The sequence below is a fragment of the Flavobacterium panici genome (genome assembly GCF_903819335.1).
In the GTDB taxonomy this organism is placed as follows: domain Bacteria; phylum Bacteroidota; class Bacteroidia; order Flavobacteriales; family Flavobacteriaceae; genus Flavobacterium; species Flavobacterium panici.
Genome location: NZ_CAIJDE010000043.1, coordinates 208,235 through 222,319 on the forward strand (window position 1 = coordinate 208,235; position 14,085 = coordinate 222,319).

9 protein-coding genes are annotated in these 14,085 nt (G+C 36.0%); 2 read left to right on the plus strand and 7 right to left on the minus strand.

Annotated elements, in window-relative coordinates; genetic code table 11:
- Positions 1–17: 17 nt before the first annotated feature.
- The 3 genes from FLAPXU55_RS12180 to FLAPXU55_RS24175 form a co-directional block, all read right to left on the minus strand.
- Positions 18–2,450, minus strand: a complete 2,433-nt coding sequence (locus FLAPXU55_RS12180) for an arylsulfatase (RefSeq protein WP_180857883.1) — start codon at positions 2,448–2,450, stop codon at positions 18–20.
- 160 nt (positions 2,451–2,610) lie between these two features.
- Entirely contained in the window at positions 2,611–4,755 is a 2,145-nt protein-coding gene (locus tag FLAPXU55_RS12185; RefSeq protein ID WP_053470337.1) for a catalase, read from the minus strand.
- Complete coding sequence (locus FLAPXU55_RS24175) at positions 4,724–4,855, minus strand: hypothetical protein (RefSeq protein WP_262890992.1); 132 nt, start codon at positions 4,853–4,855, stop codon at positions 4,724–4,726. Before FLAPXU55_RS24175 ends, FLAPXU55_RS12185 begins: the two co-directional genes overlap by 32 nt.
- Before the next feature lie 165 nt (positions 4,856–5,020).
- Between FLAPXU55_RS24175 and FLAPXU55_RS12190 the strand changes: the two genes are divergently transcribed.
- Complete coding sequence (locus tag FLAPXU55_RS12190) at positions 5,021–5,503, plus strand: hypothetical protein (RefSeq protein ID WP_180857884.1); 483 nt, start codon at positions 5,021–5,023, stop codon at positions 5,501–5,503.
- Positions 5,490–8,039 (plus strand): DNA ligase D, encoded by a 2,550-nt coding sequence (gene ligD / locus FLAPXU55_RS12195; protein WP_180857885.1) that lies wholly within the window; start codon positions 5,490–5,492, stop codon positions 8,037–8,039. Before FLAPXU55_RS12190 ends, ligD begins: the two co-directional genes overlap by 14 nt.
- Here the strand turns inward: ligD and ku are convergent.
- The 4 genes from ku to FLAPXU55_RS12215 form a co-directional block, all read right to left on the minus strand.
- Positions 8,036–8,812: a non-homologous end joining protein Ku gene (gene ku, locus FLAPXU55_RS12200; RefSeq protein WP_053470334.1), complete on the minus strand. Its 777-nt coding sequence runs from the start codon at positions 8,810–8,812 to the stop codon at positions 8,036–8,038. The genes ligD and ku overlap by 4 nt on opposite strands.
- A gap of 155 nt (positions 8,813–8,967) precedes the next feature.
- The gene (locus FLAPXU55_RS12205; protein ID WP_180857886.1) at positions 8,968–10,197 is read right to left on the minus strand and encodes a PQQ-dependent sugar dehydrogenase; all 1,230 of its coding nucleotides are present in this window, start codon (positions 10,195–10,197) and stop codon (positions 8,968–8,970) included.
- A gap of 327 nt (positions 10,198–10,524) precedes the next feature.
- On the minus strand, positions 10,525–12,729 hold the full coding sequence (locus tag FLAPXU55_RS12210) for a TonB-dependent receptor (RefSeq protein WP_180857887.1): 2,205 nt from the start codon (positions 12,727–12,729) through the stop codon (positions 10,525–10,527).
- Positions 12,730–13,047: 318 nt separating this feature from the next.
- Complete coding sequence (locus tag FLAPXU55_RS12215; protein WP_180857888.1) at positions 13,048–14,061, minus strand: zinc-binding alcohol dehydrogenase family protein; 1,014 nt, start codon at positions 14,059–14,061, stop codon at positions 13,048–13,050.
- Positions 14,062–14,085 lie beyond the last annotated feature (24 nt).

The following is a 14,085-nucleotide window of genomic DNA, read 5'->3' on the forward strand; positions in this document are numbered from 1 at the left end:
AAAAAATGGTTTTATAGTTATTTCGCTTTCGCGGATTTTCCTGTTTTTGAGCCTTTGTTTTCACTCAGGTTATACGTTACTTTTTCAATTTTTCCGGTAAATTCAAAAGGGAGTTTATAATTAAAATCAACCGGAGAACCGGCATCCATTCCCACATCTAAACCTTCATTAAGGGATATTTGAATAGGTATTGTTCTTTCCAGATGTTCTTCTCCTACTTTTTTGCCATTAACAAGCAGTGTAACTGTTGCGCCTTTTCCTCTTTCTTCCCCTTTGCCTTCGTATTTAAAATCAACAACCAGTTTTACTTTTCCTTTTGGCAATACTTCATTTCCTGTAACTGTAGGACGTTCCAAAGCCAGATTATTGTAAACAAAACTTGGCTTACCATTTTGTACATAAAGTCCGTATCCGCCCACTAAACCTCCGTGTGTTACAATCATTCCTTCTGCTCCATTATCTGGAACATCAATATCGGCGGTAATTGACCATGATTTATTAAGGATTCTTGGAGCGGCTTCATTTGGTAAACCCACTTGTCCGGAATAATAAGTAAAAGTATTGGTGTCTCCGGCCAGCGTTGGTCTTCCCATTAATTCTCCGTTCAGTCTTTCAACAGCACGCCAGTCCAGCGGAAGTACATTGTATTTAGCGGCTTCAACCCACCATAAATCTTGCATTTCTCTTAATTTCTGCGGATTTTTTGCTGCTAAATCATTGGCCTGACTAAAATCTTCATCGACTTTATAAAGCTCCCATTTTTGTTTATCGGGATCAAAGGCGCCACGATTTGGATTCCACGGTGCAAATGATAATGCCGAAGCCATCCAGCCATTGTGATAAATACCTCTGTTTACAGCCAGTTCAAAATATTGGGTTGTATGTTTTTCTTTTGCTTTGGCATCATTAAAAGTATAAGCAAAACTAATTCCTTCAATAGGCTTTTGAGTAATACCATTTACAACTTCAGGTGGTGTAATACCAATGACATCATAAAGCGTTGGTACAACATCAATGGTATGTGTAAACTGGCTTCTTAAACCTCCTTTGTCTTTAATTTTGGCAGGCCATGAAATAATCATAGGGTTTCGTGTTCCTCCAAAATGACTTGCAACTTGTTTTGTCCATTGAAAAGGCGTATCCATTGCCCACGCCCATTCTGCCGTAAAATGATTAAAATGTTTTGGTCCGCCTAATTCGTCTATCACTTTAAGGTTATCCTGCCATTTTTCGGGAATTCCGTTAAAAAATAAATTTTCATTTACAGAACCTTCAATTCCGCCTTCGGCACTGGCGCCGTTATCTCCGGCAATGTAAATGATAATGGTATTATCTGCATCCGGCAATTGTTTTACAGCATTGACCACTCTTCCCATTTCATAATCACAATGTGAACCGTATGCCGCAAATACTTCCATCATTCTGGCATACAAACGTTTTTGATCAGCATTGAGTGAACTCCATGCAGGCAGACTTTCTGGTCTTGGAGTAAGTTTTGCATCTGGCGGAATAACACCCAGTTTTTTCTGTCTTTCAAAAGTCTGCTCTCTGTAAGCATCCCAGCCCATATCAAATCTACCTTTGAACTTGTCTATCCAGTCCTGCGGAGCATGATGCGGTGAATGTGCCGCGCCCGGAGCAACGTATAAAAAATAAGGTTTATCTGGCGCGATCGATTTTACTTTCCGAACCCACGCAATAGCATGGTCGGCAAGATCAACTGTCATGTGATAATTTGGATCTTTAGAAACCGGAACAAGATTTCGGTTTTCAAACAAAACCGGATTCCAATGGTTCATATCTCCAGAATTAAATCCATAAAAATATTCGAAGCCTAATCCGTTTGCCCAGCGGTCAAATGGTCCAGCTTCACTGGTTTCCCAAGCGGGTGTATTGTGATTTTTACCAATCCATGCCGTCATGTAACCATTTTGACGTAAAACTTCGGCAATGGTTGCTGCATTTTTGGGTAGTATACAAACTGCGCCGTCATAACCCGTAGCTGCTTCTGTAATTCCGGAAAAAGAAACTGAGTGATGGTTTCGTCCTGTTATTAAGGCTGCACGCGTTGGACTGCAAAGCGCTGTAGTATGAAATTTATTGTAACGAATTCCTTCTGCTGCCAGTTTATCCATTGTTGGCGAAGGTACGCCGCCGCCAAAAGTACTAAACTGTCCAAATCCCGAATCATCTAATAAAATGAGCACCACGTTTGGTGCGCCTTTTGGAGCTTTTACAGGCTGAGGAAATTGCGGCGGATCTGAATCCAGATAGGTTCTGCCCACATATCCTGAAAAATGAAAATCAGGTTGCGGCAAAACTTTTGGAGTTCCTGGTTTTTCATTTTCCTGGCTAAAAGTAACCTGTGTACCAATAATTACAAATAATAGAAGTATTGCTTTATTTTTTATGAAAATTAAAGCAGCATTTAAAATCTCGTTTGTTTTCATGATTTGTGGTTTTAAGGGACAACTAAGTTACAACTTACTAAGAGCCAAAATCTTACAAATAGGTTTCAAATTATAATTTGAAACCTATTTGCTCTGATTCCACAAAAAAAAACCATTCAAATTAATGAATGGTTTCAGTATATTTTATATAAACAATTTGTTAGAGCATCTTTTCTCTTTCCCAAAAACGATGTCTTCCTAAAGCTTTTATAAAAGAAGTGTTTAAAGCTTTGTCAGCAATAGTATTGCTAATTAAAACTCCTGCATCCTTCTCTTTTATATCGCTGTTTGTTTTTATTATTTGAATTCCTTCTGCTTCAGCTGCAATAAACTTACAGTGATTATAGGAATCATTTATAAATTCTTTCACTTCCTTGATTCTTGAAAGTTCTTTAATTCCTTTTCCTCCCGGAATAAAAACCCCGTCAAAAAGTACTGAAGCTGCAATTTTATAAGTTTGATCCACCGGAATGGCTGTTCCGTCTTCTGATGTAATTGTTCCTAAATGCGGTGCAATAATTACTGCTTTTGCACCTGCATTTTGAAGCGCCGTTTTCATTGCTTTTACTGATGATGCATTTACGCCTTCAGCACATAAAAAAGCAATCTGGCGTGTTGCAATAGTATTCGAAATAGTTGGATTTTTCAGCATACTTAAAGCATCAGAGTTTTTAATGCTTTGTTTCACTTTTGTTGGTTCGTGATTGCCTTTATCATCAGCGCCAACTCCATGATTGATGGGTTTTTCGATATTCTTTGGAACCGGAATTCCTAAGGATTTGGCAACTTTTGATGCCAGATTACCATCAACTTGATTTAGCAGTCCAAGCATTCTTTCTCTAATTGCAACAGTTTCAACTTTACCAAGTTCAAAAGACAATGCGTTTGCAATATGATCTTGTTCTACCGGAGTCTGGCTGTTATAAAAAAGTACGGCCTGACTAAAATGATCTGAAAAACTTTCGCTTCGTTCTCTTATTTTATGAGCATCAATTCGCTCATTAAAACTGGCAAAACCTCCTTCGTCAATTTTTGCCTGAAAAGGACATCCGCCGCCTAGGGAATTAGGATGATAACTTACTTTACCAACTGCAATTTCCTGACGCATATGCCCGTCACGCTGGTTGTTGTGCATAGGCGCAATGGTTCTGTTAATTGGTATTTCATGAAAATTAGGACTTCCTAACCTTGATAATTGTGTATCTGTATAAGAAAATAAACGGCCTTGTAATAACGGATCATTTGTGAAATCAATTCCCGGAACTATATGCCCCGGATGGAACGCAACCTGTTCTGTTTCTGCAAAAAAATTGTCTGGGTTTTTATCCAGCACCATTCTTCCAATAATGGTTACCGGAACCAATTCTTCAGGAACTAATTTTGTTGGGTCTAAAAGGTCAAAATCATATTTATGTTCATCGCTTTCCGGAATAATCTGAACGCCTAATTCCCATTCAGGGAAATTTCCGGTATCGATCGCTTCCCATAAATCCAGTTTATGAAAATCAGAATTTTTACCTGATATTTTTTGTGCTTCGTCCCAGGCAACAGCATGAGTTCCTAATTTTGGTTTCCAATGAAATTTTACAAAATGAGATTCGTTTTGTGCATTCACAAATCTAAAGGTGTGAACTCCAAAACCTTCCATCATTCTTAAACTTCTCGGTATTGCCCTGTCGCTCATTACCCACATAACCATATGCATGGATTCTGGCATTAAGGAAATAAAATCCCAAAAAGTATCATGTGCAGACGCGGCCTGCGGAATTTCATTGTGCGGTTCGCCTTTAACAGCGTGAATTAAATCTGGAAATTTCATGGCATCCTGAATAAAGAATACCGGAACATTGTTTCCAACTAAATCAAAAATACCTTCCTGAGTATAAAATTTTACGGCAAATCCACGAACATCGCGAGCCAAATCTGTTGATCCTCTTGAACCGGCAACAGTTGAAAACCTAACAAAAACGGGAGTTTTAATACTTGTATTGTTTAAAAATCCGGCTTTAGTATATTTTTCCATGGTTTTATAAAGTTCAAAATATCCATGAGCTCCAGAACCTCTTGCGTGAACGATTCGTTCCGGAATGCGTTCGTGATCAAAATGAGTTATTTTTTCTCTAAGAATAAAATCTTCTAAAAGAGACGGTCCTCTTTCTCCTGCCTTTAAGGAATTGTTATTATCATTAATCTTAACTCCCTGGTTAGTGGTCAAAAACTGATTTTCTCCATTCGATCTATTCAAATCTAAATCTCTTTGTTTTCCATCAGAATTATCCTGATTTGTTTTCTTTGAATTTTTCATTTGTTTCTTGATTTAAAATGTATTGGTGACTTAATAATTGATCTATTTCGATAGAAGAATATTTAGCAAAATAGCTAAACAAAGTTAGAAGGCTTTTCATGTTAAATATTATACAATTTGGTTTCAGGCTTATAACATTCATATTACAATATCCATGATATCAATTATTTAATCCTATAATTATATAATTACGAAATCTAATCGTATAACTAAAAAAGGTGTTTCTAAAAGTAATTTTGAGTAAGTCACTTTAAAAACACCGTACATGATTTTTAATGTTATTATACAATTGGTTGTGGTTTCAATTATGGCAACATCAGCCATGACGTGGTTTAGTTATGCCATGTCAAAAAGCTTTAGAGAATTGTATAAAGAACCGGTGCTTTTGAGTTATGCTATCGACAAAATGAAAATAGAGCTCTCACCGAAGTCAAAAAAAATCTGGGGCTGGTTATTACATTATATAATTGGTCTTTTGTTTGTTATAGGATATCATATTATTTGGGTAAAGGATATACTGCCAATTTCACCGTTAAGCGCTCTTATATTAGGAGTGATAAGCGGTGTAGTTGGCATAGTCAGCTGGATAATTATTTTTAAGATGACCCACCATCACCCCCCAATTGATTTTAAGGGTTATTACATTCAGCTGTTCTTTGCCCATATAATTTTTGCCATTGTCGCCACGGCGCTCTACTCTGTTACGTTAACACTTTTAATATTAGCAAACGCTTATGTCACTGTCTAAATACAACGAAAAAAGAGATTTTAAACAAACCCGCGAACCAAAGGGTAAAATCGGAAAATCAGCAAGTGAATTGATTTTTGTCGTTCAAAAACATGCTGCATCACATTTGCATTATGATTTTAGGTTAGAAATGGACGGCGTTCTTAAAAGCTGGGCTGTTCCAAAAGGTCCGTCACTTGATCCGGAAGTAAAACGCCTCGCCATGATGGTCGAAGATCATCCTTACAGTTATAAAGATTTTGAAGGTACTATTCCCGAAGGAAATTATGGTGCCGGAAATGTTATTGTCTGGGATAACGGAACGTATACTTCTGACGAAAAAACCGCCTCAGACGAAAAACAATTATTAGCCGATTTGAAAAAAGGACGTTTAAGTTTTATCTTAAAAGGAAAAAAACTTAAAGGGGAATTTTCATTGGTAAAACTTCACGGAAAACAGGAAAACGCCTGGCTGTTGATCAAGAAACAAGATAAATATGCTACAGATACTGATATTTTAGAAAAAAATAAATCGGTTATTTCGAAAAGAAGTTTAGAAGAACTGGAGAAAAAATCTGAAAAAATAAAGGCAAAACCAGAAGAAAAAGAAGAAAAGCAAACGATAAAAAAAAAGTCTAAAGCCAAACCTGCCGAAGTTTCTTTTGTAAAACCAATGCTTGCCACTACAGTCGAAAAACCTTTTGATGATGAAGAATGGGTTTTTGAAAATAAATATGACGGTTATCGTACTGTTGCCGTTATTAATCCGGATGAAGTAAATTTATTCAGCAGAAATCAAATTTCGTTTAATGTCAGTTTTAAACCCATTGCAGACGAATTGAAAAAAATAGATCACACCGTAATTCTGGATGGTGAAATCGTGGTTGAAAATGAATCCGGAAAAGCTGATTTTCAACTTCTTCAAAATTATCTTAAAACAGGAATCGGAAACCTAAAATATTATGTTTTTGACCTGCTCAATTTAGATGGAAATTCGGTTACAGACCTTTCTCTGCTTGACAGAAAAGAACTTTTGAAAATTTTATTTAATAAATATGATTTTACAAATGTTTTTTATTCGGAACATACTATTGGGGACGGAATTAAACAATTTGCAAAAGCCCGAAAAAATAACAGCGAAGGCATTATTGCCAAAAAAGCTGACAGTACTTATACTATAGCCAGCAGAAGTAATAACTGGCTTAAAATTAAAATTTCTAATGAAGAAGAAGCTATCATCATTGGAATAACAGAACCTAAAAATTCCCGAAAATACTTTGGCGCCATTTTACTGGGCCAATATAATGACGGAGAATTAAAATATATTGGAAAATGCGGAACGGGTTTTTCAGAAGAAGTTCTAAAGGAGCTTTATACAAAGCTTAAACCGTTATTTCTGGATAAATCCCCGTTAAGCGAAAAAGTTCCAATAAGAGATAAAATTCAATGGGTTAAACCCAAAGTTGTCTGTCAGGTTAAATATTCAGAATGGACACAGGATAATAACCTGAGACATCCTGTTTATCTGGGATTAAGAATTGATAAAAAAGCCAATGAAGTTGTTTTCAGTGGCAAAAGCAAAACTAACCTCAAGCAAAATAAAATGGAAGATTTAAAAGAACACAAAACCGAAAATGATTACGATTTAAAAGTTGGAAAAACCACTTTACATTTAACAAATCAAAACAAAATATATTTTCCCGCTGACGGTATTACAAAAGGCGAAATTATTCAATATTACAATGAAGTTTCATCCCTTATTCTGCCTTATTTAAAAGATCGTCCGGAATCTATGAACCGCTTTCCTAACGGAATTGATGCGCCGAGTTTTTATCAAAAAGATATTGATCTGGAGAAAACTCCAAAATGGCTCAAAACCAAAAAAATATTCTCAGAATCGAACGAAGAAAACATAGATTATCTTATTTGCAATGATAAGGAAACATTGCTTTATATGGCAAATTTGGGCTGTATAGAAATTAATCCGTGGAATTCGACCATAAAAAACATTCATAATCCCGACTGGCTTGTAATGGACCTTGATCCTGCAAAAGAAGACGATTTTCATATTGTTGTTGAAACTGCACAAGTTGTAAAACAAGTTATGGATGAATTGGAAACGGAATGTTTGTGCAAAACTTCGGGCGCGACAGGGTTACATATTTATATTCCGCTTGGTGCACAATACGATTATGATTCGATAAAAATTTTAGGAGAATTAATCGCCAAGGAAGTTCAGACAAGGCTTCCGGATATTACAACAATTGAGCGAAGCATCAAAAAACGAGATAATAAACTTTATATCGATTATCTGCAAAACCGCCGCGGACAAACTTTGGCCGCGCCTTATTCTGTTCGTCCTAAACCTGGTGCAACAGTTTCAACACCTTTAGAATGGAGTGAAGTTACTACTAAATTACATCCGTCGCAGTTTACGATTAAAAATGTATTACAGCGATTTGAGAAAAAAGGGGATTTATGGGAACCTGTTTTATCAAAAGGTGCCAATATTAAAAAGATAATCAAGAAATTAGAAGAGAAACAAGAAAGAGTCTAAGATGACTTTTTCTTTGTTTCTAAACTCGCTTTCAGCATTGACATTAAATCGTCGCTTTGTTTGCTGTGCACCACTTTAAGTTTAGGCGCTTTGGCTGTTTTTCCTTTGGCTTTCTTTTTAATTATATCCAAAAGTTTGGCGGTATATTCATCTTTAAAACCCGTAATATCAAATTTCTCAGTAAGTTGGTCGATTAGTTTTTCGGCCATATCCATTTCTTTGGTGGCTTTTTTAGAAACCGGAGGCAGTTTTAATTCGTCTGTAGCCCTGATTTCCTGTTCAAAACGAATTCGGTTTAAAACAATGACATTTTTGTATGGTTTTAAAATCGCAAGACTTTCTTTGTTTCGTAAAACAAAACGCGTTACGCCTACTTTTCCTGAAGCTTCAAGTGCATCACGAAGCAATCCGTATGCATTCATTGCGCCTTTATCCGGTTCCAGATAATACGGCTGTTCGTAATAAATACTTTGAATTTCTTTTTCGAGAACAAAACTTTCTATAGCAATTGTTTTCGTTTTGATCGCATCTGCGGCTTCAAAATCAGAATCCTCTAAAATGACATATTTATCTTCAATTTTATAGCCTTTTACAATATTGGCAAAATCAACTTCTTTACCCGTATCTTCATTAACACGCTTGAATTTAATATTGGCGTGGTCTTTTTTATCCAGCATGTCCATATCAAGACTACTCTCCTCTACCGCCGAAAACATTTTTATTGGAATATTAATCAATCCAAAACTCACTGAACCTGTCCATATCGATCTCATAACTCTTTCATTTAATTAGCTTTAAAATTAAATCACAAACACTGATATAGTTTTATAACATTCATCAAAAACTTTTATAAAATAACGACCAAAAAAAAACGGTGCATAAGCACCGTTTTTTATAATTAACAATTAATAATTAACCATTCAAATAATTATTTTTTGTCGATTTTATAAAGTCTTCCCTGATCTGTTACCGCATACAAAGCACCATCTGCACCTTGCGTAATATCTCTAAAACGCTGACCTTCGCCTGCCAATAATCTTTCTTCGCCAACTACTTTATTATCTCTGATAACAAGTCTGGCAATATGCGTAGCGCTTAACGAACCTATGAAAAGATTATTTTCCCATTCCGGTACACGATTTCCAGAGTAGAAAGTCATACCGCTAGGCGAAATCACAGGATCCCAGTAATAAACCGGTTGTTCCATTCCGTCTTTCTGCTGAATAGCATCGCCAATTGGCTGTCCGCTGTATTCAATTCCGTACGTAATAGTTGGCCATCCATAATTTGTTCCGGCTTTCAAACGGTTGATTTCGTCACCACCTCTTGGTCCGTGTTCGCTCTCCCAGATTTCTTTTGTAACCGGGTGCATAGCAAGTCCTTGTGGGTTTCTGTGTCCATATGTGAAAATTTCAGGTAATGCATTTGCACCGCCAAAAGTTGGATTTCCGGGTGCAGGCTGTCCGTCTTTTGTAATTCTGACTACTTTACCAAGACTTGCTGTTAAAGATTGTGCCAAAGGTCTGGTTTGCAAAACAGAACGTTCACCCGTACTTACCACAAGATTTCCGGTTTGATCAAACAGAATTCTTCCGCCATAATGTAAATCACTTGGATTTGCAGGACTTGAACGATAAATTACGGTTGCGTTTTCGATAGTTTTTTCATCATTTGCCAGTTTTCCCTTTGCAACAGCAGAAATATTTCCACCTGCAACTGCTTCAGAAAACACCCAGTAAATCATTTTATTTGTTGCATAATCAGGATCAAGGCATAAACCTAATAAACCTCCCTGATTGGCAGGATTTACGGCAGGTAAACCTGTAATTGGCGCACTCACTACTCCAGCAGTTGTCACGATACGCAATGTTCCTGTTGTTTTTTGAGTTACCAAAAGTCGGCCGTCTGGAAGCACTTTTACACCCCACGGACTTGTAAGCGCCGATGTAATGATGTCGGCTTTATATTCTGTATTGGTAGTCATTCCGCTAATTCTGGTTTGTCCGGCAAAAGCAGGTTTATATTGAGTGTTTGCAGGATTTGTTTCTACAGGGTTCGTTACGGTTCCGCCTCCATTTTCAGGATCATCATCGTTGTTGTTGCAGCTAAAGGCAAATAATGCACTCGAAAGAATCAAAATGTACTTTAAATTTTTCATCGTAGATATTTATTAAATTAATTTGGGTTATAACTTCAAATATCTAAAATAAAAATTCAAAAATTTTATATAATTTAAGATAAGACTTACAGAATTTATATTGAATTTCGATCCCGATTATCATTCCATAGGAATGTTTCATTGATAGAAAAAAATAATAATTGTCCGGGTTTACGTTCCGTAGGAACGTTTGATACGTTCGATTATTAAAAATGATGCCATAACCAAACGTTCCTACGGAACGTAAAAAATAATAGCATAATTTTTTTTCTACCGACGAGATTTTCCTACGGAACATAAAATATCATACAAACAATTTTGTCATAACTACCAACTGTATTTCAATATCAATCTGGCATTAAATGGTGTTCCTGCCGTAAAATGAATTTCTTCAACAGGATCTGTTTCATTTGCCAAACGTGATTCTGTCAAGAATTGAGTTTCCTTCCATTTTGTATTAAAAATATTGTCGATGTTTACCCCTATCGAAACTTTTTTAATTTGATAATTTACTGAGAAATCGGTGATGCAATATCCTTTTGCCACAACCGAATTATCTTCATTCGCCGGACGATCACCCAGAAATCTCGTTCTTAAACTTCCCGAAAACCCTTTTAAATCTTTTACCGAAAATCCGTTCATTAAAGTATGAACCGGAGCAAGCGGTAAATAATCATTTCCTTTTGATTCGTCGATAGAACGTGCGTGTGTATACGTATAATCAGTATTCCAAAATAACCAATTGGTTAACTGATATCTAAAACCAAAATCAAAACCTTTACGTTCTGTTTTTCCGCTTGGTTCAACAACCGCTTCGTCGCCCACATACACAAATTCCTGTGCTAAATACAAATACCAAATGGCTGAGTTTATGATCATTCTTGGAAACGGTTTCCAGTTAATTCCTAAATCGGCACCGTAGGTTTCAGGCAGGATTTTTTCCCCTTTTTGCGCTACAACTACGCGTGTATCGTTACTGTGAAATCCTTTTCCTAATTTTAAAAAATACTGAAGTTTATCATTTTGAGTATAAAGGAAATTCAGTTTTGGGCTTACAATCGCTTTTGTCTGCGTTTGATTCGTGTAAGTTGAAGCCAGTTGATCTTCATATCCAAACTTGAAATAATCCAAACGCAAACCTCCATTTATTAACCATTTTCCAGATGTAAAATCTAAACTGCTATAAGTAAACAAATTCGTCTGGTTTACAGTTCCTAAACTCAAATATTCTAAAACTGTTTTTCGATTTAAAGTATGCGATAATTCTACATCTTTATTATTGTCGTTTCTTAAACCTGCACCTAGTTTAAAAAGCCATTTTTCACTTAACTTCTCATTATATTCTGACTGAAAACCAACAATTGCTCTGTTTTCTTTTTGTTTGATTTGGTCGCCATTTACAGGATCATTCAGGAAAAAAGTAAAATTCGAATACAATTCAAAATCGTATTTGCTCAAATATGCTGTGTTTTTAATATGCGTGTTTTCGTCGATTTTGGCGTCGTATTGTAAGTTGAAATTCGTTCTTCCGGTATTTCCGCCTTCATTTGGATCAATTGCTCCATAATGCGAAATTGTTCCGTCGTTCACTGCACGATCAGGAATTTGTCCGCTGGCATCCCATTGGCTTTTAAAATGCGAAACTGCAATTGTCAGTTTATCTCCGTTATTCATTTTCGCAGCATATTTTCCAAACAAATTAATTCGGTTAAAGTTTTGCGACGCATCAAAATAACCATCGGTCATCATATATTCACCCGCAAAATAGGCCGACTGATTTTCTTTATTCAGCAAATTGAATAAAGCCACCGTGCGAAAAGTATCAAACTGTCCGCCTTCAAAAGAAAGTGAACTGTTTTGTAAAGCATTTTTAGTGTTAAAACCAACATATCCTGCGGTTGTAAAATCGCCTTTATCTGCAAAATAAGATCCTTTATCAAAATCGATATTATCTACCGTTTCCGGAATCACAAAATGAAGATCGGCGTAACCTTGTCCGTGCGCGTGCGAAACCATATTCACCGGCATTCCGTCAACCGTAACATTAATATCCGTTCCGTGATCGCAGTCAAAACCTCTCAGGAAAATCTGCTCTGCTTTTCCCCCGCCCGCGTGCTGACCAATAAAAAGTCCCGGAACTTTTCGCAATAAATCCTGCGAATTGGATACAGGCTGAATTTCTAAATCTATTTTGGAGATTGTATTAAGATATTTTAGATTATTGGTAATCGTAACTTCTTCCAATAAAAAAGGTTTTTCTTCTAATTGAATCGATAGATTTTCATTTGATAAAAGCTTTATTTTCTGCGTAATAAATCCTTGTTCCGAAATTTGAAGGCTGTCGCCGATTTTAGTTTCTTCTAAAGTAAATTTTCCGTTTATATCCGTATGAGCGTGCGTTTTAAAAATTAAATTCCGAATCAAAACATCAGATAATGGTTTTCCGTTTGCACCATTTACAGTTCCTGAAACTGCTTGTGATTTTGCCGAAAAAGTGAGGATAAAAACAGAGAAGAAAAATAGAAATCGCATGTAGTAAGTTTTGGTATTGGATCGCAAAAATACTATTCTGAGTTTTGGAATGCAATTAATTTTTTAACACATAGAGACATAGTTTTTCTTTGTGTATAAAGGCGTTTCACTTGTTTTTAATGCACATAGTTGTGCGTTTAAAACTTTGACAAAGCTGCGCCATCAAAATGCGTAAAGCTATGTGCAAAAAACCAGTTTTTTTTAATATCCTCTTTTCAAGAATTAAAAAATCTATGTTTCTATGTGTTTAAATAAAACTGCAGTAAACAAAAAAATCCCATTAAAAAATGGGATTTCTTTACTATCTAAAAAATGCAATTAATATTTAATAGCAATTTTACCAATCGTTTTTCCGGATTCTAAAAGCTGATGCGCTTTTTTAAGATTCTCTGCAGAAAGTCCTTTATAAGTTTCCTTTAAAGTTGTTTTTAAAACGCCTTCGTCTAATAAATCGGCAATTTTATTTAAAATATGATGCTGTTCGATCATGTCTTCGGTTTGAAACATCGAACGCGTATACATTAATTCCCATGAAAAGGAAACACTTTTCCCTTTCAGTTTATTTAAAACAACAGGTTCTGCACTTCCGGTAATCGAAGCAATATGTCCTTGAGGTTTAATTAATTCTGCCATAATATCCCAATACGCATTCGTATCAACAAAATCTAAAATAAAATCTACGTGTTGAAAACCCGCTTCTCTAACCGAAGCAACTAAATCTTTATGATCAACCACAAAATCAGCTCCCTGCTGTTTACACCATTTTATTGTTTCCGGACGCGAAGCGGTTGCAATAACGGTTAATCCTGCAATTTTCTTTGATAGCTGAATGGCGATAGAACCAACGCCACCGGCACCTCCGATGATTAAGATTGATTTTCCTTTGTCTTTCTCCGGATTTATTCTGATTCTGTCAAAAAGAATTTCCCAGGCTGTTAAACCTGTCAACGGAATCACGGCTGCTTCTGCATTCGTTAATGATGTTGGTTTATTACCTACAATTCTTTCATCAACAATTTGAAATTCAGCGTTGCTTCCTTGTTTGGTTAAATCTCCTGCGTAATAAACGGGATCTCCAACTTCAAATAAAGTTACTTTTTCTCCAACTGCCTGCACAATTCCTACAGCATCCCAGCCAATAATTTTTGGGGTTTCCAGAACGGTGTCTTTTGCGGCGCTCTGGCGAATTTTAAAATCAACCGGATTTACGGAGATGGCATCAATTTTTACTAATAAATCGTGCGCTCCGGGTATTGGTTTTGCAGTTTCAAATTCTATAAAACTGTCTTTTTCTTCTATGGGTAATGATGATTTGAATCCTATTGCTTTCATCGTTTTTTAAATTTTTAATTAAAA

Bases quoted from the DNA above. Each gene is read 5' to 3' on its own strand.
- FLAPXU55_RS12180 (WP_180857883.1), bottom strand. From the start codon at position 2,450: ATGAAAACAAACGAGATTTTAAATGCTGCTTTAATTTTCATAAAAAAT.
- FLAPXU55_RS12185 (WP_053470337.1), bottom strand. From the start codon at position 4,755: ATGAAAAATTCAAAGAAAACAAATCAGGATAATTCTGATGGAAAACAA.
- FLAPXU55_RS24175 (WP_262890992.1), bottom strand. From the start codon at position 4,855: ATGAAAAGCCTTCTAACTTTGTTTAGCTATTTTGCTAAATATTCTTCT.
- FLAPXU55_RS12190 (WP_180857884.1), top strand. From the start codon at position 5,021: ATGATTTTTAATGTTATTATACAATTGGTTGTGGTTTCAATTATGGCA.
- ligD (WP_180857885.1), top strand. From the start codon at position 5,490: ATGTCACTGTCTAAATACAACGAAAAAAGAGATTTTAAACAAACCCGC.
- ku (WP_053470334.1), bottom strand. From the start codon at position 8,812: ATGAGATCGATATGGACAGGTTCAGTGAGTTTTGGATTGATTAATATT.
- FLAPXU55_RS12205 (WP_180857886.1), bottom strand. From the start codon at position 10,197: ATGAAAAATTTAAAGTACATTTTGATTCTTTCGAGTGCATTATTTGCC.
- FLAPXU55_RS12210 (WP_180857887.1), bottom strand. From the start codon at position 12,729: ATGCGATTTCTATTTTTCTTCTCTGTTTTTATCCTCACTTTTTCGGCA.
- FLAPXU55_RS12215 (WP_180857888.1), bottom strand. From the start codon at position 14,061: ATGAAAGCAATAGGATTCAAATCATCATTACCCATAGAAGAAAAAGAC.